Below are 20,859 nucleotides of genomic sequence, written 5' to 3' on the forward strand. Positions count from 1 at the left end.
TTGTCGATCAATCACATGCATCGGGAGCCATCCTCCCGAACCCGCCGCATGTTTGGCAACGATTGGGGATTTCCTCGGGGTTCCATCGCTTCAGCTTTCTGGTCGCGCCATCCTTCGTCGCCAAGAAACGCGACCCTGGACCAAACGGTACAGAATTTTCATGAATTGCGGCGCCATTTTGCAGACGGACCCTACGCGAGATTCTTTGGGGCTGGTGACGTCTGACCGGTGTTCGCAGCGGCGAGCGATACCCACCTTACCTATGTGGTAGGGGTTCGAGTTTTGCCAATAGGGGCTTCCTACCACGATGAAGGAGAGAAACATGCTGTGCTTAGGAGTGAGCGGCGGGCTAGACAAAGTTCATGAAAATTCACTCGAACTGCCGAACACATTTCTGCACGACGGCGCTGCGGTGCTTGTCCGGGACGGACGCGTAATAGCGGCCGTCGAAGAGGAGCGCCTCAACCGGATCAAGCACTCTAACAAGTTCCCGAGCAGTTCAATTCAATACTGCCTCGCATCCGCAGGGATTCAGCTCAGCGATATCGACCACATCGCGTTTTACGCTACCGAGGCCTATTGCAACGTTATGCTCGAACGCCTGTTCCTGTCCCAGCCGAACATCTCCATTCCGGTGGATGCCAAGCTGTTTCTGCGTAACTTACTAATGCGGGAATTCGGTACCGAGGTCGATCCTTCGAGAGTCTCATTCGTGAGTCACCATCTGGCGCATGCCGTGAGCGCGTTTGCGATGTCTGGATTCGAGCAAAGTCTGATCCTCGCGGTCGATGGCGGCGGTGATTTCCTCTCGGGGCTCTTGGCGCTCGGATCTGGAACCGAAATTACGCAACTCGCGACTTTCGCAGAGCCTAATTCTCTAGGGCTGTTTTATCTCGAAACAATCCGGTATCTCGGTTACGGCTTGTTCGATGAATACAAGGTCATGGGGCTTGCACCTTATGGGGATCCCGCTCCCTATCGCGGGCTCTTCGAGCAATTCTATCAACTGTCCGCCAACGGTGAGTACCGCGTCTACCTGGACCGCATCGGTCCGACGTTGCTCCGCAGCATCCAGGTCCGGCGAAAGGGAATGCCATTCACACAGCAGCATCGAGATGTGGGTGCTTCATTGCAGGAAGCGCTGGAGCGGATCGTGTTTCACATTCTCCGCCATCATCGCGAGGTCACCGGTATGAAGCGGCTGTGTATAGCCGGAGGAGTAGCTCATAACTGCACCATGAACGGTAAGCTGCTGTATTCGGGACTTTTCGAAGACATCTTCGTGCAGCCCGCAGCGCATGACGCCGGTTGCGCATTAGGCGCTGCCCTTATGATGTCAAGCGACTTCAGTCGGCCCGCGCCGCGTGAGCGATTGCAGGAGGTTTATTGGGGGCCTGATCTGGGGAGCGATCTGGTCGTGGAGCAAGAATTGAATGCGTGGGCCGGACACCTCGACGTTGAACGCAGTGATGACGTGGCAGGCAGAGCAGCGGACTGGATGGCCAATGGTGCCGTGATCGGCTGGGTGCAGGGTCGTTCGGAGTTCGGGCCACGCGCGCTTGGCAACCGCAGCATTCTTGCCGATCCCAGGCCGGCCGCAAACAAGGACCGGATCAACGCCATGGTCAAGAAGCGCGAGGGTTACCGACCGTTCGCGCCATCGGTGCTCGAGGACGATGCGCACGAATTTTTTGACCTCCCAGAGGGCACTCGCGAATTCCCTTTTATGAATTTTGTAGTTCGCGTGCGCGACTCCAAGCGTGCCTTGCTCGGCGCCATCACGCACATTGACGGTACAGCGCGGCTGCAAACAGTATCGCGCAAGACCAATTCCGCCTACTGGGAGGTTATTAATGCGTTCAAGAAGCGGACAGGAATCCCAATTCTGCTCAATACTTCCTTTAATAACAACGCTGAGCCGATCGTAGATTCGGTTGCAGACGCGATTGCCACATTTCTGACGACAGAGCTGGATGGACTTGTGGTCGGACCGTTCCTCGTCAAAAAGCGGCCCGCAACGCAGGAACATTGGACTGCGCTCGCGGTTTCACTGCCGCCCTATGCATCGCTCTATCGAGTCCGCGCTCATACAGCGCGGGATCGTCAGGAGACGGTGTGCGAAATTCGCACCGGCGGCTCCAACTGTGACAGTGTGCGTATTTCACATGAGTTGTTCGATCTGCTGATGCGGATCGAAGGCGAAGCCGTGCTCGGACATCTTCTCGATACCATTACGCCTGAGCAGACTCGACGTGAAGCCCTCGTCGAGGAACTGCGCGGATTGTGGGAACAGCGTCGGGTTCGGCTACATCCCTCACGGGCGTTGTCACGGTAACGACGCCCTTCCAATGAGTGGCTGAAGATCTGAAACCAGGTAACAGCGCTCGCGAGCTATTTTTCTAGAACGTTAAACAATAGCGTTTGGCCGCCGTGCAGTTCTTGTACCAACACGCCGGTGTCCAACGGAGCACCAGTCCCGGCCCAAGGTCCGGACACATGCAGCAGCGCACCATAAAGGTAGGCGGAATTGACACATCAAACGAACTTCGAATTGCTGCGTCGGGAATTGGACGCAGACGATCCATGGCGGCTCGACAGCAATCCCTTTGAGCACGAGCGCCACAGGCAAATGCTTCGGATGGCACTTTCGCAGGGATCCGTCACAAATGCGCTCGAAGTCGGATGCGCAGGCGGAGCCTTCACGGAAAAATTGGCACCGCACTGCCAACGGCTCACCGTGATCGATATCGTGCCACACGCAATTGCCAGGACACGCGAACGGATGATGGACCCACCACACATCAATTGGATCGTCTCCGATGTCCAGCATTTTTCGACTGAGCAACAGTTCGATCTGGTCGTGGCGGCGGAGGTTCTCTATTACCTCGACGGCAGCGCCGAGGTGCGTGCGGCTGTCCGCAATTTAGCACGGATGCTTGCGCCCGGTGGACAGCTGGTTTTCGGATCGGCACATGACGCCAATTGCCGGCGATGGGGCCACATTGCCGGAGCCGAGACGGTCATAGCCATCCTGCAAGAAGAGCTGGTTGAAATCGATCGTTTGAGGTGCGTCGGTCAGTCGTTGAATGAAGACTGTCTGCTCGCCTGTTTTCGAAACGCGGCTTCGCCTTCGTGCGGACCAACTTACCAGCGTTAGGCCGGGAGATATTATGCGCATCTGTGGGATCAAACTGACGCACGACGGAGCGATCGCCCTTGTCGAGGATGGAAAACTGGTTTTTTGCGTGGAGCAGGAAAAGCGAGACAACAATCCGCGGTATCAGGCGATCGACGACCTCGACGCGATCGCGATCGCATTGGCCGAGCATGGTTTCGATGCGCACGATATCGACCAGTTTGTCATCGACGGCTGGGACGGAGTAGTCGAGTCGCAGTTTCGGGTCCTCAGTGGGTCGATTCCCGTCAGCCTGAAAGGGGCCCCTTATGCCGAACGCCAAGCCGATGATCTTCTCGCTTCGCTCGACGGCTCCGGACTGCTTGTCGGCGGCCAGTCCTTTCCTTATAAAAGCTATCCTCACGTGTCAGGCCATGTGGCCTCCGCGTACTGCACCAGTCCCTTTGCCCAAAGCGGGCAATCTGCATTCTGTTTGGTGTGGGATGGTGGCATCGTCCCACGCCTCTACCATGTAGAACGCCACCACGCCCGCCATGTTGACTGCCTGTTCCCCGTGATAGGTCACATCTACGCCGCGGCGGGTCATCACTTTGGTCCTTATAAGAAGCCGGGCGGCGCCCGGTGGGATCTAGGTGTGGCCGGCAAGCTGATGGCTTACATCGCGCTGGGCTCCGTTGACGAAGATATCGTTGAGGTATTTCGCGGGCTTTATCAGGCACGCTTTGCTGGCGACACGGAGTGTGCGCAAGCTTATCGCGAGAACATCCACAGCGCGGACGCGTCACTAGCGGCTGTAGGAGAGTTCTTCGAAGCAAGCGCGCTGCGACTGGAAGCCAGGCCGCCCGAAGACGTACTCGCCTCGTTCCATGTATTCCTCGAGCGTCTTCTCGTTCATGAAATGGGTATCGCGCTGCAGCGTCATTCGATTGCGGGCCCGAAAAATTTGTGCATCGCTGGCGGATGCGGACTCAATATCAAATGGAACAGCGCCCTGCGCGCGAGCGGTTTGTTCGACGCAATCTGGGTGCCGCCGTTTCCCAACGATAGCGGGTCTGCGATTGGCGCCGCTTGTTGCGCGCTGGCAGCAGAGAAGGGCTTCGTGCCGCTGGAGTGGTCGGTATATAGCGGACCGGCCTTAAAAGGTTGCCAAGTACCGCCCGGATGGACGGCGTCTACTTGCTCCATTGCAGAACTCGCTGGCATACTCACCAGAAGCGAGCCCGTCATTTTCCTTGCGGGCCGGGCCGAGCTCGGACCACGAGCATTGGGCGGCAGAAGCATTCTGGCCGCCGCGACTTCGCCCACAATGAAGGATCATCTCAACGACATCAAGTTTCGAGAGCACTTCCGTCCCGTGGCGCCAATTTGCCTTGAGGATCGTGCGCCGACCATTTTTAGCCCGGGGAGCCCTGATCCCTATATGTTGTTCGATCATCAGACGCGCGCGGAATGGCGAGAAAAAATCCCTGCCGTCGTGCATCTCGACGGATCTGCCCGATTGCAGACCATGTCAAGAACTTCCGAGCATCCGGTGGCGCAACTTCTGGTCGAATACGAAAAGCTGACGGGTATTCCGTTGCTCTGCAACACGAGCGCCAACTATCACGGACGAGGTTTCTTCCCGGACGCTGCTTCAGCCTGTGCGTGGGGACGCGTCGAACGTGTGTGGTGCGATGGTTTGTTACTGACCAGGACTGGTCTGTCGCCGTCAGTCGACGAAACGCTTTTCGCTACGTCGCCGTTCGAAGATTGCTGACGTTGCAGCTCAGTGGTCAGTACGACGCCGTCAATTGTCCCGGCAGCTCGCTCTATCGCTACGGTCCGAAGACGATCAGCCGGCCTCCCTTGGCTCGATTTTCGCAAGCACTTATCCCGGGCGGAGGTTGCTCATCGACCCGCGGAACCTCGGTGCCATCCTCGGAAACTTGGCATCTTCTTCAAAATGCAGTGGGTAATGGGGCTCACGGGGCGTGCGGGTTAAAGCTGGAGAAATCCAGCTTGCCGGCGATGAGAAAGAGGACGGTGCGCATCGTCGTGAAGCGCGCGTCACCGCGAGCCTTGCGCTTGGCAGCTTGAAACAAGCCTTGATGACCTCGATGAAGCCGTTGGTCTGGCAGGTCTGAGTCCAGGCGACGATGCGATCGAAGTGCTGGCGAATCATTCGCGCCACTTCCTTCATCGGCTCGACCTTCGAGCGCATGACGTTGGTGCACCACTGCCGCAACACGCGTGGACAATTGACGCACCGCAAGGTTTGCGTATGTTCAAAGTGTTCAGCTTCTCAATTCCTCGTATGATTCACTCAGGCGGCCCGAGGTAATGTCAAACCAAGCATAGTGCTGGTCAGAATGACGCCATTGGGAAGAAAAGCGATCGTCATCTATGGCTTTCGTTTTCCTGCAGCGGGCATCGGCTACGCAGTACGCCGGCACCACCGCCTCAACCTTAGTCCACGGGAATTGCGCTGCACTATCTCGGTTGGCCAATTCCCCTCTAACGGCGGAACAAGTTCCTATGGACATGCTAGACGTCATCGGTATTGGTATCGGACCGTTCAATCTAAGCCTCGCGGCGCTCATTCAGCCCACCGGTTTGCGAGCGCTCTTCTTTGAGAAGCGCATAAAATTCTCCTGGCATCCGGGGCTCATGCTGCCCCAAAGTCAACTCCAGGTGTCGCCGCTCAAGGATTGTGTGACCCTGGTGAATCCCACAAGCCCATATTCATTTCTCAACTATCTCGCTGTACATCGACGCCTGTACAGTTTCGTGAATAAAGGTGGAAACAGCACGTCGCGACGTGAGTTCACCCACTATTACCAATGGGTCGCGCAATGCCTGGACACGCTTCGATTCGGCGAGGAGGTGATCGATATCAGGCCTTGCAATAAGGGCTATTGCGTGACCACTACCGCGCGCACCTATCATGCGCGCGCGGTAGTGGTCGGGGTCGGCGTCGAACCCAAGGTGCCGGCATGTGCGCGGCAGGTGGTTGGCGAGACGGTCTATCACGTAGACGACTACCTTAACCGGAAACCGTTCAGCGAAGACGAACATGTGCTGGTGGTAGGCGGCGGGCAGAGCGGCGCGGAAGTCGTCGAGCACATGCTGACCGAGTCAGGTCCCGACAAGATCACTTGGGCGACGTCGCGCGCCAATCTGTTTGCGATGGACGACAACGCATTTGTCAATGAAGCATACATGCCCAGTTATAGCCAACGCTTTCACACGCTGCCGATCCAGCAGCGCCGGGCCATCGTCGAAAGCGAAAAGCTCACCAGCGACGGCATCTCCGCCAGCCTGTGCAACCGGCTCTATGAAGCGTTGTACGAACGCAGCGTCCATGGCACGCTAGCCGACTGCTTTCGTCTGTTGCCTTCGGTGACGATGGACGAGATCACCCGCCGCAGCGGTCGATGGCATATCGGGTTGACCTCGCTCGTCACGTCGCAGCGCAACGGCATAAGCGCGGACAGAATCATCCTGGCAACCGGTTTTCAGCCGCGCCATTTGCCATTCGTTCAGAAGCTGCTCGACGGCGCAAGCCGTGAAGACGGTCTGCCAACGCTCGATCCCGATTACGCCGTGCGCTTCGATGCGCCAATGCCCGGTCCCGTGTATCTGCAAAACCAAAGCCGCGTGCAGCACGGCCTGCAAAGCGTCAATCTTTCACTGGTCGCGTACAGGAACAGTCGCATCATCAACAGCCTGCTAGGTCGTGCGTTCTATCCGGATGTTCCGGACCGGCAACTGCTCGACAGCATTGAGGATCAGGAGACTGAAGCAGGGTCGATACTGTGCGACGCCCCTCAGGCCTCGCGTCAACCGGCAGTGGCGTAAGCGCATGACTGGCTCCTCCATTTATCTATCGACTGGCGAGCGTGCGATCTCACACGCCGAGCACTTGCCGGCATCCCTCCAATTACGGGCGTTCATTCCGTTTCTGATCGCGTCACTGGTGATCGCCGCTTCGTACGGGACGAGTTTTCTCCTGCCCGAGTACCTGCAATCCCTGGGCATGAAGAGCGGTGTCGCCGGCGCCGTGATTTCGAGCGGCATGGTCTCGACCATGATCTGCTGCTGCGTGGCTGGGCGCATAGCCCAGCGTATCGGTGTCATGCCGACCATCGCGCTGGCCTCGCTCGTCATGGCAGGCAGCATGCTCTGCTTCGCCGCTGCGCCAATGGACATTCGTGCCGTCTATGCAGGCGGTTTGCTGTTGGGCGCTGGGTGGTCCGTGTTCTTCATACTCGCGCCGCTGCAAATCATCCATCATCTGTGCCCCAACGCGCGTATCCAGTACCTGACCTTCGTCTCCGGGACGCAAATGGCCGGCCTGGGCATGGCGGCGCCTTTGAGCCGCCTGATCGCCCAACATACCGGCTCGATCGCGCTGGCCTACCTTCTGTTCGCTGCGGCATGCGCGGTGGCGGCAGTCTGCGTCAAGATCGCCGGCGAGGCGATGAGGGATAGGTCCTGTTTACCGATGACGCGCGTGGCCATTACCGCGACAGACACGTTGGCCCTGCTCAGGGCACGAACAGCAGTGCCGATCGCAATGATCGCACTGGCAGCCTGTGTCTTCGCCGGGCTGGCGACTTACCAGACACCCTATGCCGTCTCGCGTAACCTCAGGCCAGACCTGTTCTTCCTGACGTTCACGATAATCAGCGTGGCACTGCGCTTGTCGCTCGCGAGAACCATGGGACGCATCAAGCCCGCGCGACTGGCGCACGCATTGTTTTTGCTGACCGGCGCCTCGCTCGTACTGTTCCTGTTGAACCACGGCAGCACGACGCTTTATATCGTCGCTACCGCGCTGTTCGCCACGGGCTACGGACTGAGCTACTCGACCCTGAACGGCATGGCCGTGAACCTCGCCGGAGACCACGGCGTATCGGTGCCGGTGACTTCGCAAATCTTTACGCTTGCCTATTTCATCGGTCTGTTCGGATGCCCTTCCCTATGTGGCGTTCTGATTCACGTTTTCGGCGCCGATGCAATGCTCGTCGCCCTGCTAGGCACCGTACTCGCCAATGTCGTGCTACTCGGCGTCATGCGAATGAAGGCGCATTTCGCCGCCTGACTTCTCCTTGAAAACTCCGTTCTTTAACGAGGTGGTTCGTATGCTGAATGAAACGCAAAAATCCAAGTGGCACGAAGATGGATATCTAAAAGTAGAGGGCTTTTTCGATCCGGTCACCCGCGAAAAAATTTCTGCTCTGGTCAACGATGTTTCGCGCTGGGAAATCAGCGACAACAAATGGATGATGTGGTTCGAGAAGACCGAGGACGACCGCAGGATCGTTTCAAAGGTAGAGAACTTTTTAGACTTCAACAATGAGCTGCGCGACCTGTTGCTGGCCGACAAGCGCATCCAGACGGCTGTCGAATCGCTTCTCGATGAAGATACCCGCATGCTCAAGGAACTGCTCATCTTCAAGTACCCGGACAGCGGCGGCTACCGTCCGCATCAGGACATCTATCACATCCCGCACAAAATTCCTGAACGCATGGTTCATGCCGTGGTCGCCATCGGCATCGACGATTCCGATCCGGACAACGGCGGCCTGTTCTTCAGTCCGGGCAACCATCAGAAAGGTGTGTTCCCGATGGACGCCGGCGGCGTGATTCATCCGGAAGTGGCCGAGACGTTCAAGTGGGAACCCGTGCCCTGGAAGGCCGGCGACATCTTCGTCTTCGACGACTACGCGCCGCACTATTCGCAGCCCAACAAAAGTAACCGTTCGCGCCGCGTGCTCTATCTGGCGTTCCAGCGCGCCTCGACTGGTGGCCCCACGCGTACGGAATACAACAAACTGAAGCGTGCCTACAACCCACCCGAAGGAAAGGAATCGGATATCCACGATCTGAAGCCGCCAAATGGCATTTTCTATCGCACCTAATGTAATTCAGCGGAGGATGTGCGTGTACACAAAGCAGATTGACCCATCCATGATGCGGCCGGAATACGGCGTTCTTGTTTGCCGGCTGCTCGAACATCTGCCCGCTGGCCTGACAACAGCGTTCGGCACGTCGATTGTTGAGGTCGTGCCGGCGGGCGCTGTCAATCTGCACTCCCATTCCGAGCATGAACTGTGGGTACTCATTTCAGGCAAGGGAGTCTTCGAGGTGAATGGTCAGGCGCGGCCAGTCGCAGATTCAACGCTGCTCTATATCGAGCCGAATCAGGAGCACGCGATTCGCAATGCCGATCCGGCAGCGAGCCTGAAATTTCTATCGATATGGTGGGACTAACGTGACCACACGCACTTTTTTCGTTTGCCCCGCACCGCCCTGCCCGAACGGCAAGCTGCATCTCGGCCATATTGGCGGGGTCTATCTGCTCACCGATCTTTTCGTTCGCTTTCAACGCATGAGAGGTCACCGCGCCTACCATGTCACAGGTGCGGACGAGCATGGCACCTATACGGTAGTGAAGGCGCGCAAGCTCGGTCGTCCGATTGACGAAGTCGCGCAGTTGCATATCGACGAGATAATGGATTGCTTGCGGGCAATGCACATCGAGCCCGATGTCTTCATCAGAACAACGGACGCTACGCACAAGCAGAACAGTCTGAAGATCTTTCGCGAGCTGGAAGCTGCAGGCTACATTGATGTGCGTGATGGCCATCAACTCTACTGCGAAAACTGTGACGAGTTCGTGGCCGATTCGCTTGCCGTCGGCCTCTGCCCCGCGTGCGATGCGTCCACCGACAGCAACTTGTGCGAAAACTGCGGTTTGGCGCAACAGCACTCGAAGTTGCGAGCGCCAGTCCACACGTCGTGCGGCAAACCGCTATCGCTTCGCCCTATCGAACAGGCGGTTTTCGACGTCCCTCGCATGGCAGCCATGCTTGACGATGCGATCAAAAGGAGTGAATGGGATCAAACGATCCAGCGTAAAGCGCGTGCATGGTTGCGTGACGAATTGCGGCCGCTGCCTATGTCGCGCATTTTCGACCGGGGTGTGACACTTGAAGCACCCGCGAAGATTGCGGGGCAAACGTTGATGACGTGGTTCGAAGGGCTTTGGTGTTTCGAGACGGGGATCCGCTTGCAGTGCGCGCGCGACGAGGTCAACTACGATACCGTGATGCGCGACCCCGATACACGCCTCCTGTTTTTCATGGGCCAAGATAACCGCTTCTACTACACCATCGGCGTGACTGGCAGCCTGCTTGCGCGCGGCTACCCGCTTCCGGCAAATCATTCGATCCAGGACTTCTATAAATTGGAGGGCGAGAAATTCTCGACCAGCCGCGACCATGCACTCTGGGCAGATGAAGTATCCCGGCAGGTCGACCCGAGTGTGTTGCGCTATGCGCTCGCTCGGATTGCCAAGCCGTTCGGCACCAACAATAACGATTTCCAGATCGGCGAACTGATCCGGTCGGCTTCGCACATCCTTGCGTGGGAAAGCGCCCTCCGCCGCGATTCACTGCACTCGGCGAATGTCGATGGAAGCGGTCTTACGCGCGGCGCACGACGACATAGTCCAACGTTATATCACCGCGATGGACCAGGTACGCTTCTGGAACGCCCTCGATCTGATTGACGAATACTTCGTCGCGACGGGCTTCGGCACGAGCCCGGAAACGTGGCGGCCGGTGCACGTATCCGTCTTTCTGAGCATGCTCCATCCCGTGATGCCAGTGCTGGCCGAACGCTATGGAAACGTGTTCTTTGGCGAGAATTGGACACCGGCACTCGGCGCAAACGCTACGCTATTGGCTACGCCTCCCAGAGCAACGGCCGAATTTCCGCCGTTCGGAATGCCGATTGCCGACTCGTTCATCCGCCAATATCAATCGCGCTTCCAGCGCGCCGTCGATGCCGCGTAACCAACGACGGAGCCAGTCATGTCGATGCGCAGTCGCACTTCGCTCAGTTATGGGGTATTCGACTACACCTCAGGCAAGGACACAGTCAACTTCGCCTATGGGCTTCCCGATCCTTTGACGTTCGCCCGCCTGCAATGGCCGGACCCGCTTACCGTCGAGACGGGCGTCAGCATCTCCGACCTACCGCAGTACACCGACGCCTATGGCCTTCCCGAACTGCGCGGACAGCTTGGCCAAAGGTACCGGATGGCGCGTGGCAATGTCATTCTGACGAACGGCGCTTCACAAGCCCTGCAACTGCTCGCCGATGCTTTTATCGACCCAGGAGACGTCGTGCTGACCGAGGACCCGTCCTATCTCGGGGCGTTGCGCATTTTCTCTATTGCGGGCGCGACGGTGGTTCAAGTAGGTGCGGATTCCTCGGGTGTCGACCTCGATCTGCTCGAACAAGCATTGCTGCACGCAAAGGGGCGAGCCAAGTTGTACTACACCACTCCGGCGTTCCACAATCCGACTGGACGATACTTTGCACACCGGCATATGGTCGAGGTGGAGGCTCTACTGTCCCGCAACGGCGTGCGGCTGGTGCAGGACCTGGTTTATAGCGAGTTGCCCTATGATGGCGCGTCACCCGAGATTCTGCAGGCGGGCGGTAACATCATCAATGTGCATAGCTTCTCCAAAATCTCAGGCCCCGGGCTTCGCGTAGGCTGGGTGCTGGCCGAGCCGGAAATTGTCGACCGCCTGGCCCACCTGAAATGCGATGGAGGTGTGAGTCCCATTGTCAGCAATATGGCGCTCGCCTTATTGCAGTCGTCGTCTTTGGACGCTCACGTCGAACACCTAAGGACGCACTACCGGAGCAAGCGCGACGCAATGCATAGGCTGTTACAGGCCTGCCGATTCTGCGAACCGGATTACGAGATTCCGAGTGGTGGATTTTCGTTCTGGGTCTCGCTTGCCGAAGGCGTCGATTCCGCCGAATTGGTCGGCGAGGTGCGCCGGAAGCACAATGTGAAACTCGTCGAAGGAAAGCACCATGGGCCGAGCGGTGCAGCCCGTGTACGCTTAAGCTTCAGTTATCTCCAGCCGCGTTTGATAGAGCGCGGCTTGGCTCAGATAGACGATGCGCATGCGAGCCTTCTGAGATCGACGCGCTTTAAGCGGCGTGGCTAGAGAATGCCAAGTACTACGGATAGTCGGTGCGAGATGTACAAGCGTAGGCCGAGCGAAGACATCCACTGTGCCGCCCTCTACCGCAAACAAGTCGACGAGCGCTTTTCGGCATGGCACCAGGTCACTGATTTCGCTCAGGATCCGTCCGTTATATAGGCAGACACCCCCTTCGCGCGTGTCTCGGAACCAGTCAATTCCTGTGCGTTCTGTACGATCAGCACGTCATCGCTCTGCAGCCGATATCAACATCAAGACCTACCCGATGTAAACGGTATGGGATTCCGACCAAAATCGAAACAGGAGAGCAAGTGAGAAAACTGCTGATCGTGTCGATCGCGGTCGTGCTGATACGCTATCTCTGCATCAGCGGTATCGCGATTCAACGAGTACTGGATCGCTTTGGTGGTGTCCGATTTCGCTGAGAGTGTGAGAAGCGTCGCCTCGAACCCACCGCTTCATGTCATCAAGCAGCGCAACGGCGTGTGCCTGGCGGATGCGCCGTCGCTCTTCGGGCGGCTTGCCTCGAATGTGCTCTTCGATGCGATAGAGTGCGCCAATACGCTTTAGTGCTTCGCCGGTGATCGACGATGGCCGGACAGCGTGCAGATCGTGCAGCTTTCGACGTGCGTGCGCCATGCATGCTGCCTCCTGAATCTGACCGCCCACGTACAGCTCCGCATAGCCCGCGAACGCGTCTGCCTGTAGCACGCCCTTGAAGTTGGCAAGATGCCGCTGCGGATGTTCGCCGCGACGATCCGGTGTATAGGCAAACCAGACCGCCGGAGCTTCGACGGAGCCACTGGGCCGATCATCGCGCACATACACCCAGAGCCGGCCGGTCTTCGTGCTGCTGTCGCGTGATCTGGCTGCTTGACGATACGCCGGCCAACCGCAGGCTGATTCACCGCTATATCGACGTGTGGGAGTGTCCGGACGGACGCCTCGAGATCCGCGCCGATGGTGTCGCGTTGCCCTGTGTCCAGTACGACAAGCTTGCCGAGATCGACCAGGGCGCGGTGGTGGAGCACAAGCGTCTTGGTGATGCGCTGAGTAAGCACCTCACGACGACCGTCGTAGACGACGGCGAGAAGCGACATCAAAGTGGTGCCCATCATTTTCGATTTGATGGACATCACTGTGACAGAGTCGGAAGCCAAGTCGGGTAGCCGCAAGGGGCGCCCGAATTATGATCGCGAATTTCGACGCCGTCTTGCGGCCGCTGCATGCGAGCCCGGTGCATCGGTCGCGAAGCTGGCGCGGGACAATGGCATCAATGCAAATATGCTGTTCACCTGGCGGCGTCGCTATCGCGAGCAATTGCAGGCGGAAACGACGTCGCTGATTCCCGTGGCGGTGGTCCATGAAACGCCGCCGCAGCGCGTGACGATGCCCTCGGATGCAGGGGCCGTCGGCAACCGGACTACACGAGCCGGGACAATCGAGATCCGGTTCGGTGACCTGGTAGTCAAGGTGGACGGCATCGTCGACGCCGATACGCTACGGGTCGTACTGGGGAGCATGCGATCGTGATCTCTCTACCCACGGGTACACGCGTCTGGCTGGTGGCAGGCGTCACCGACATGCGCTGCGGGTTCCAGGGGCTGGCGGCAAAGGTGCAGACGGCGCTCGAGGACAATCCGCTGGGTGGCAACGTGTTCATCTTCCGGGGACGGCGCGGCGATCTTGTGAAGGTTCTGTGGGCGAGCGAGGACGGGCTCTGGCTTCTTGCGAAGCGGCTTGAGCGTGGTCGCTTCGTCTGGCCGCAGGCCGATGGCGGCAAGGTCCATCTGACGGCGGCGCAATTGTCGATGTTGCTCGAAGGCATCGATTGGCGGCAGCCGCGTCGCACCGCTGCACTGTCGATGTTGTAAACCGAGCAGAAGACTCGTAAACTGCGCCGCATGTCGAACGGCGCCGAACTTCCTGACGATGTTGCAACCCTGCGGGCCTTGCTGGTCGAGGCTCGTGCCCAGCTTGCCGAGCGCGATCTGGAGATCGAGCAGCTCAAGGCGCAGCTCGACAAGCTTAGGCGTATGCAATTCGGGCGCAAGTCCGAGCAGTTGGACCGGGAGGTTGCACGGCTCGAAACCGCGCTCGAGGACTTGACGGGCGAGCGCGGCGTCTCTGATGTGCGGCGCGCCCGCCAATCAAGCGCGAGCACGCCTGTGGGCAACGCATCGCCGAAAGAAGCGCTGCCGCCGCATCTGCCACGCGAAGAACGCGTACTCGACGCCGACGCGACCTGCCCGAAGTGCGGCAGCGCCATGCAGCCGCTCGGAGAAGACGTGTCCGAGCAGCTCGCCCGCGTCGCGGCAATGTTCAAGGTGATCCGCACGATCCGGCGCAAGACGGTCTGTCCGTGCGGCCACCACTTCTCGCAGCCGTCCATGCCCGGCCTGCCGATCACGCGCAGCATTGCCCATCCGAGCCTGCTGGCCGACATCCTCGTCTCGAAGTACGCTGACCACGCGCCGTTGTACCGGCAGTCGCAGATTGCCGCGCGCGACGGCGTGAAGCTGGATCCGGCCAGCATGGGACGCTGGGTCGGCCAGTGCGAGGCCCTTTGCGTGCCGCTGACCGAGGCGCTTCGCCGCCACACGGTGGCACCGTCGAAGCTGCACGCGGATGACACGCCTATCCCGGTGCTCGAGCCGGGCAAGAAGAAGACGAAGACTGGGCGCCTGTGGGTGTATGTGCGCGATGACACCCGTTCGGGCTCGACCGAACCGGCCGCGGTGTGGTTTGCTTACTCGCCGGACCGCAAAGGCATCCACCCCCAGACCCATCTTGCTGGATTCGAGGGCATCCTGCAGGCCGACGCCTACAGTGGCTTCAACGAACTGTACGAGAGCGGCAAGATCCGTGAAGCTGCATGCTGGGACCACGCGAGACGGTACCTCTACGACGTGCATGCCCGAACGCCTACCGAGGCGACCCGAGAGGTGCTCGAACTGATCGGCGAACTCTACGGCATCGAGGCCGACATCCGTGGCAAACCAACCGCCGAACGGCTGTGCGTGCGGCAGGAGAAAAGCGTGCCGCTGCTCGCGACCATCAAGACGTGGATGACGGACAAGCTCGCAACGCTGTCGAAGAAATCCGAACTGGCCAAAGCGATCCGTTACTCGCTCAACCAGTGGGACGCGCTCGCGCTGTACTGCGAAGAGGGTCGTGCTGAGATCAGCAACGCCCTGGCCGAAAACGCGCTGCGCTGTGTGAGTCTGGGCCGCAAGAACTTCCTGTTCGCCGGCTCCGACAGCGGAGGCGAGCGGGCAGCCGCGATGTACGGTCTGATCGGCACATGCAAGCTCAACGGGATCAACCCGCGCGCCTACCTCGAATACGTCCTGACCCATATCGCTGACCACCCCATTAACCGCATCGACGAACTGTTGCCCTGGAACGTGGCCACGAAGCTGCCTCGGCAGTCTGGCCCATCGGCGTCTGCTGACACGTAACCCGATTCCCGATCATGCCTCACGCGGGCGCCGCGTTGCGGACGGCCGTCGCGAGGTGCTTACTGCGCTGAAGGTAGCCCAGGCACTGCAGGCGCAGCGCGACAACCGCCGGATATCCGGCTCACCGTCACGCACGAACCGCAGTGAACCGGTGCGTACGAAGGCGCGGCTGCCTGGCACGAGGAAGCCGCGCGAAGTGACGCTCGAGGACTGGAATGCGACAGTCATGGGGACACACCAGAACCCGGGAGGCTCGGTGCTAAAAACCCCTCCAGAGAGAGATAAAAGGACTGCAAAACGACCCTAACCCACCACCCAAAACCGACCCTCAACCCCGACATCTGTATCTTGCTGGAACCCCGACATTTCAATCTGGCCTCGACAAATTTTGTGATTGATGTGACGGCTTTTTAGTAATGTCCGATTCTGGCCAAGTTCAAATGTCCGCTTCCGTGGCGCGTAAGCTGACCAGCGGCCGGTACCTCGGCGCTGGAGGCTGCGATGGCTGCGACCGAACGGATCACGATGACGATGCGCGAACTGGACAGGTACAAAGTGATTCAGGATGTTGCCGATGGCGTGCTCACACCGTGGCGGGCTGCGGAGCGACTTGGGCTGACGACGCGGCAAATCGGTAGTCTTGTCGGCCGGCTGCGTGAACACGGGCCGCAAGGACTCGTGTCAGGGCGGCGCGCCATGGCCAGCGCAAACGGTGAGCTGGTCACACTGTACAGGGAGATCAGACGGTACATCCTCGACCTGCAGAAGGAACCAGGCTGAGGGTGCCAGTGCCGTCGAGCGGCTCGCGCGCGATCTCGAGGCAGTGTTTCCCAACATGCGCGGGTTCTCGCCCGGCGGCCTCAAATACATGCGTACATGCGCGCGCAAGCCTTTCGCCTTTGGGAATTTGTGCAACAGCCCGTTGCATAAATACCGTGGTCGCACGCTGCCACACTTCTCGACAAGCTAGACGGCGCAGCTCGGCGACTCTGCTATGCCCGCCTGAGATAGCGGGAACGTCCTGCCCCGGCGTGTCTACCGTCCAGAATAATCAGTAAGCGCCCAGGAGGCGATCCAGCGCGGCCGTGATCCGGTCACGGTGTTCGACAAGCGAACCGGTCTTCGGCCCCAGTTCGCTTAAGGGCACGGCCGCGACAAACGCCGGATGCAGGATGCACCGGATGCCGCCGATATCGAATGATGGCGTGAAGTCCGCCGGGAGCTTCCCGGGCGGAAAAGCATCAGCCTGAATTAGCGGTACGACGACGCGGGTATTTCCGCATCCTGTTAGGACGCTCACCTCCCGATGCCCCGTTCCCGCCGTTCCGGCAGTCCGCGAATGCGGACGCACCTCCCGAAGACAATGCTTCTGCCGTTGTCGGCGAAGCATGTTTGCTCGATCTCGCTCGGCTACCATCTGGCGCTAGCTACATGCCGCGGCACGGGCGGGACGCTGACGTCGATGGACGAACTGACGCGCGCCGTCTACCTGTCCTATTGCTTGGGGAAGCTGGGCTACGGATGCGCTAGTGAGGTCTTTTACCGGGATGCGGAAGCGCACCTCGAAATTGCGATTCGCCACGCGATTGCAGACGGGGGCTTCCATCTCGGCCCGCATGGCGCGACCGCGGCGGTGTTGCGCGTCCTGGACGGACAGCTTGCGAGCGCACAGACCCTGCACGTGGTTGAAGCAGGCAATCGCTTGGCCCGATGGGTCGCGGGCACGTACCTCAAGTCGTCAATTAACGTTTTGCATAACGTTAATCGATCTATGTGCAGTGCTCCGTTATGTGGAGTTCGGTCGGTCGAGGCATAGTGACGGCCGGTTGGCAGGACGCGGACTCCACATAATTATCAGAGGCGCTTCAACCAGTCGATAGTCGGCAAGCGTTCAAAGGTTCGGCGGTCAGTTGGCACCGTCGTTAATATGTCGGGGAACACTTGCAGAAGCGCTTGGCGCTTCATGTCGATGTCTGCTTTCGAATAGCGCATCGTTGTATCGAGACTCGCGTGACCAAGCCATTGGCTAATCGTTGGGAAGTCCACGCCCGACTTTAGCATGCTGACCGCAGTCGTATGCCTAAGAGAGTGTGGGTGGATACGTTTCTCCCGGAGGGTAGGCGCGACCGCTTCGGCGGTGACCAGATGCTTGCGAAGCAGGTAATAAACGCCGAAGCGCGTGAGCTTGTCGCCGCGATTGTTGACAAACAGTGCCGCTTTCACGTCAAGGGGATACGGTCGCTCTTCAACGAGTCGCTGCAGCAACCTGGCAGTCTGCGGCCAGATCGGGCAGACGCGCACCTTGTTTCCCTTGCCTTGCAATCTGACCTGGCACGGCCGCTGGACGCGCAGGTCGCACAGACGAAGGTCGAGTACCTCCTGCACTCTTGCTCCGGTATTAAACATGAGTGAGAGCAATGCGTAATCACGTCGTCCGGCGGCGGTCGTTCGATCGACCGAACTAAGCAGCGCCTCGACCTCGCCCTCCTCGAGATATTCGATCGGCGCTGACTGGGCGCCGTGTTTGAATGGAATGCCGAGGATTGCCTGCGACGCCGCAAGATGTTCAGGAAATTCAGTTGCCAGGAACCGCGCGAACGTATGAATCGCGGCAAGCCGGGCATTGCGCGTCGCAATGCCGTTGTGCCGGTCTCGCTCGAGAGATGTCAGGAACTGCCCGACCGAGTCAGCAGTGATCGCCGCAAGGTCCAGGCGTTCAATCCCACAGTGTCGCATCGCACTGAGAAATCTCAGCAGGAGTACCAGCGTGTCGCGATAGCTATGAATTGTGTGCCGACTCATCCCTCGCAACGTAGGCAGATAATTCTGGAAAAATCGGACAAGGGCCCGACCGAGTTCGTCGGAATAAGAGCGCCGTTTCATCACTGCTCTCCTTGGACAAGATAACCAAATCGCTTGGCGAACCGATTACTGGCCAGATCCCGGAGCTCCGGAATCCAGCGCAAATAGTAGGCCGTCGAGACGATTGAGACGTGACCCATGTAAAGTGCGAGCTTTGGCAGGTTGGACTGGACGTCCGCGCCCTGTCGATACCATCGCATTAGTGCCCCAATTGCAAAGGAGTGCCTAAAGTCATGAATGCGGGGAACCCGTCCGTCGACATCGCGTATTCCGGCCTCATGCAACAGTTCCATGATGCCGCGACGCAATCCTGTTCCAGTGTAGCCTCGTAGACCATGGCTCAAATTGCAAAGTAGTGGTGACGACGGCGAGGTGTCGAGCGGGGTGGCGAGGCGGCGCACGAGGTAGCGGCGTAGTTCCCGCCGGGCACCACACGAAAGCGGAACCCACCGCGATTTGTGAAACTTCGATTCCCGTACGCGCAGAACTCCAGCGTGTGCGTCCACATCGGCCAGCGTCAACCGTAACAACTCCCTTCGCCTCAGCCCGGCCGTGTACAGCAGTACAAGCGCCAGGCGCAGGACATACGGTCGAAGGGGCGATGTCGCCGTGGCCGCGCGCGTGGCCGCAAGTTCAAGTAATTGGCCGATCTGTGCTGGAGTCAGGATAATTGGTGCGGCGTGCGGTTGCGGTCGCGCAAACCGGTTGATGTCCGGCACGAAACATCGGGGTTCGCTACGTTGCCTGTAGAGGCAGAAATTGCGCACGGCAACTTGACGGGCGCGGCGCACGTTCGAGGTGAGGGAATCGAAGGTCTTGCACCACGATTCGAACAGCCTGCTGCTCAGCTCCGATTCGCCAGCCTGGACGAGAAAGTCCGTCAGCGAGTGCAGGGTACGCTCCTGCATGTTGTATTGACGTCCTAGCGCTCGACGGTGCGCAAGATATCGCCTGATGACCGGATCGAGCGCAGTTGACGCGATATGGTCGTTCATGATGCCTCCTTCCTCGAGGCGTGGCCACAACAAGGGACGGGTAAGGCGACGTGTCGCAGCGCTTCCACATGCAGGCGAAGATAGACGCACGTGCTCTCAAGGCAGTCGTGACCAAGCAGATCGCCGATCGTCTTCACGCCGACGCCTCGCTCGAGCAAGCGCATGGCGAAGCTATGCCGCAGGCAGTAGGGGCTGGTCTGCCGAATGGGCAAACCACTGAGCCGTGCGCGCTTGGCGTAGATGTCGTCGACGGTTGCAGCCTTGATCGGGCCAGCCGGGCACCGCACTCTCAGGAATAACTGACGCGTGCTCGTCAATGGCGGGCGACGGCGTAGATAGCGCTCGAGCACGCGCCGCGTTCGGCCGTTCAGCGGCAGGATTAATACCGACCGGGTCTTGCACTGGTCTACCCGCAGAGTGTTCTTCTCCCAGTCAATCGAGTCGGGCCTCAAGCCAGCAACTTCTGCTGGGCGCAAGCCGTAGTAGGCCATCAGGTAGAGAATCGCGTGATCACGGCAACCCTCAACACTCGAACGGTCGATCGAATGAAGGAGCTTGCATACCGTCCTCCAATTGAGCGCCCGTGGTGGAAGTTCTCCGCGATAGGTACGGGGCGTGTCGATGACGTCGAGCCGATTCCTCGTGTAGCCTCGATCGGCGCAGAAGCTCAGAAAGGCACGAAGGTGTGCAACCGTATGCTGAAGACTCTGACGGCAAAAACGCTTGCTGGTTTGATCAATAAAGCGCTCGACATCGTCAGATCTAACGCTTGCAAGGCGCCTGCGCCCCGAACAGACGCTCGCCAGGAAGCCGGTAACCGTGCTCAGGTGCTGCTCAACCGTGGAAGAAGACAGTCCACGCAGGTCAATGAGGTGCGAACGGTATTGCGAAACGAGTGGGTCGAATCGGCCGGGCTTTGCGACCGGAACGAAGAGGCCTCGATCGGTAAGGAAGCGTGCTGCCGCTCGCTGCGTGGCGCGGTACAGCGTCTCATGCGACCAGGGTGCGAACCAGCGGGACAGCGCAGTCGAGGTAATCGGGAGGCTGGTGGCAGCCGCGACATGGTTATAGGTAAGAACCTCACGGAAACGGTGGACGTGGCGTTTCGCACAAATGCGCGTGTAGCCGCGCTCGACGACCCACGCCGCAAAATTGCGGACTAGCGGTCCTTGCGGGCCGGCGGCATAGCGCGGCCAATCGCGGGGAAAGAGAAATTCCAGCATGTGAATCTCCCATTCAAGTGAACGGAAGAATCACAGTAGCTCGTTCCAGTTATGTGTAGCACTGCGGCCTCAAGGCCCCAGTGGACCGTGGCCGCGGCGGCCGACTGCACATAACGACGTGCTGCACATAGGCCGTTGACGCATAAGTCAGAGGTTTCTGGCTGACAA

18 protein-coding genes and 4 pseudogenes are annotated in these 20,859 nt (G+C 59.2%); 16 read left to right on the forward strand and 6 right to left on the reverse strand.

Annotated features, from left to right (window positions below):
- Positions 1-322 precede the first annotated feature (322 nt).
- The 3 genes from OKW39_RS26270 (at position 323) to nodU (ending at position 4,892) form a co-directional block, all read left to right on the forward strand.
- A complete protein-coding gene (locus OKW39_RS26270) occupies positions 323-2,335 on the forward strand; it encodes a carbamoyltransferase family protein (RefSeq protein ID WP_429564019.1) in 2,013 nt (670 codons plus the stop codon).
- Positions 2,336-2,527: 192 nt separating this feature from the next.
- Entirely contained in the window at positions 2,528-3,157 is a 630-nt protein-coding gene (nodS, locus tag OKW39_RS26275; protein ID WP_429359608.1) for a nodulation methyltransferase NodS, read from the forward strand.
- Between the two features lie 13 nt (positions 3,158-3,170).
- Complete coding sequence (gene nodU / locus OKW39_RS26280) at positions 3,171-4,892, forward strand: nodulation protein NodU (RefSeq protein WP_429564020.1); 1,722 nt, start codon at positions 3,171-3,173, stop codon at positions 4,890-4,892.
- A gap of 205 nt (positions 4,893-5,097) precedes the next feature.
- On the opposite strand, the pseudogene OKW39_RS26285 reads toward nodU, so the two are convergent.
- Positions 5,098-5,363: pseudogene (locus tag OKW39_RS26285) on the reverse strand (transposase); the annotation flags it as partial.
- A gap of 287 nt (positions 5,364-5,650) precedes the next feature.
- Here OKW39_RS26285 and OKW39_RS26290 point away from each other — a divergent pair.
- The 7 genes from OKW39_RS26290 to OKW39_RS26320 are packed head-to-tail and all read left to right on the forward strand — an operon-like array spanning position 5,651 to position 12,153.
- Entirely contained in the window at positions 5,651-6,973 is a 1,323-nt protein-coding gene (locus tag OKW39_RS26290) for a lysine N(6)-hydroxylase/L-ornithine N(5)-oxygenase family protein (protein ID WP_429359604.1), read from the forward strand.
- A 4-nt stretch (positions 6,974-6,977) separates the two neighbouring features.
- A complete protein-coding gene (locus OKW39_RS26295) occupies positions 6,978-8,219 on the forward strand; it encodes an MFS transporter (RefSeq protein ID WP_429564021.1) in 1,242 nt (413 codons plus the stop codon).
- Positions 8,220-8,259: 40 nt separating this feature from the next.
- A complete protein-coding gene (locus tag OKW39_RS26300) occupies positions 8,260-9,039 on the forward strand; it encodes a phytanoyl-CoA dioxygenase family protein (protein WP_429332359.1) in 780 nt (259 codons plus the stop codon).
- A gap of 16 nt (positions 9,040-9,055) precedes the next feature.
- Positions 9,056-9,391, forward strand: a complete 336-nt coding sequence (locus OKW39_RS26305) for a cupin domain-containing protein (protein WP_090811385.1) — start codon at positions 9,056-9,058, stop codon at positions 9,389-9,391.
- A gap of 1 nt (position 9,392) precedes the next feature.
- Complete coding sequence (locus OKW39_RS26310; RefSeq protein WP_429564022.1) at positions 9,393-10,691, forward strand: class I tRNA ligase family protein; 1,299 nt, start codon at positions 9,393-9,395, stop codon at positions 10,689-10,691.
- Entirely contained in the window at positions 10,651-10,977 is a 327-nt protein-coding gene (locus OKW39_RS26315; protein ID WP_429564023.1) for a hypothetical protein, read from the forward strand. The genes OKW39_RS26310 and OKW39_RS26315 overlap by 41 nt, the downstream gene beginning before the upstream one ends.
- Positions 10,978-10,995: 18 nt before the next feature.
- A complete protein-coding gene (locus tag OKW39_RS26320) occupies positions 10,996-12,153 on the forward strand; it encodes a PLP-dependent aminotransferase family protein (RefSeq protein WP_429564024.1) in 1,158 nt (385 codons plus the stop codon).
- Positions 12,154-12,527: 374 nt separating this feature from the next.
- Here OKW39_RS26320 and OKW39_RS26325 read toward each other — a convergent pair.
- Positions 12,528-12,999: pseudogene (locus OKW39_RS26325) on the reverse strand (IS66 family transposase); the annotation flags it as partial.
- Positions 13,000-13,007: 8 nt separating this feature from the next.
- Between OKW39_RS26325 and OKW39_RS26330 the strand changes: the two are divergent.
- The 5 genes and pseudogenes from OKW39_RS26330 to OKW39_RS26350 form a co-directional block, all read left to right on the forward strand.
- Positions 13,008-13,202, forward strand: a pseudogene (locus tag OKW39_RS26330) (ISNCY family transposase); the annotation flags it as partial.
- Between the two features lie 76 nt (positions 13,203-13,278).
- Positions 13,279-13,683 carry an IS66-like element accessory protein TnpA gene (gene tnpA / locus OKW39_RS26335; RefSeq protein ID WP_429360657.1) on the forward strand — a complete coding sequence of 135 codons (405 nt, stop codon included), beginning with the start codon at positions 13,279-13,281 and terminating at the stop codon, positions 13,681-13,683.
- A 32-nt stretch (positions 13,684-13,715) separates the two neighbouring features.
- On the forward strand, positions 13,716-14,024 hold the full coding sequence (gene tnpB / locus OKW39_RS26340; RefSeq protein WP_425199363.1) for an IS66 family insertion sequence element accessory protein TnpB: 309 nt from the start codon (positions 13,716-13,718) through the stop codon (positions 14,022-14,024).
- 30 nt (positions 14,025-14,054) lie between these two features.
- Positions 14,055-15,611 (forward strand): IS66 family transposase, encoded by a 1,557-nt coding sequence (gene tnpC, locus OKW39_RS26345; protein ID WP_429564025.1) that lies wholly within the window; start codon positions 14,055-14,057, stop codon positions 15,609-15,611.
- A 501-nt stretch (positions 15,612-16,112) separates the two neighbouring features.
- A pseudogene (locus OKW39_RS26350) lies at positions 16,113-16,322 on the forward strand (helix-turn-helix domain-containing protein); the annotation flags it as partial.
- A gap of 340 nt (positions 16,323-16,662) precedes the next feature.
- On the opposite strand, the gene OKW39_RS26355 reads toward OKW39_RS26350, so the two are convergent.
- Positions 16,663-17,028 carry a CcdB family protein gene (locus tag OKW39_RS26355; protein WP_429332364.1) on the reverse strand — a complete coding sequence of 122 codons (366 nt, stop codon included), beginning with the start codon at positions 17,026-17,028 and terminating at the stop codon, positions 16,663-16,665.
- Between OKW39_RS26355 and OKW39_RS26360 the strand changes: the two genes are divergently transcribed.
- Positions 16,975-17,427, forward strand: coding sequence for a hypothetical protein (locus OKW39_RS26360; RefSeq protein WP_429564289.1), 453 nt, complete (start codon positions 16,975-16,977; stop codon positions 17,425-17,427). The genes OKW39_RS26355 and OKW39_RS26360 overlap by 54 nt on opposite strands.
- A gap of 38 nt (positions 17,428-17,465) precedes the next feature.
- On the opposite strand, the gene OKW39_RS26365 is transcribed toward OKW39_RS26360, so the two are convergent.
- The 3 genes from OKW39_RS26365 to OKW39_RS26375 are packed head-to-tail and all read right to left on the reverse strand — an operon-like array spanning position 17,466 to position 20,691.
- Positions 17,466-18,494 (reverse strand): tyrosine-type recombinase/integrase, encoded by a 1,029-nt coding sequence (locus OKW39_RS26365; protein WP_429564026.1) that lies wholly within the window; start codon positions 18,492-18,494, stop codon positions 17,466-17,468.
- Positions 18,494-19,468 (reverse strand): tyrosine-type recombinase/integrase, encoded by a 975-nt coding sequence (locus OKW39_RS26370; RefSeq protein WP_429564027.1) that lies wholly within the window; start codon positions 19,466-19,468, stop codon positions 18,494-18,496. The genes OKW39_RS26365 and OKW39_RS26370 overlap by 1 nt, the downstream gene beginning before the upstream one ends.
- On the reverse strand, positions 19,465-20,691 hold the full coding sequence (locus OKW39_RS26375) for a tyrosine-type recombinase/integrase (protein WP_429562523.1): 1,227 nt from the start codon (positions 20,689-20,691) through the stop codon (positions 19,465-19,467). Before OKW39_RS26375 ends, OKW39_RS26370 begins: the two co-directional genes overlap by 4 nt.
- Positions 20,692-20,859: the final 168 nt, after the last annotated feature.

The organism is Paraburkholderia sp. MM6662-R1 (assembly GCF_050436245.1).
GTDB classification, from domain to species: Bacteria; Pseudomonadota; Gammaproteobacteria; order Burkholderiales; family Burkholderiaceae; genus Paraburkholderia; species Paraburkholderia tuberum.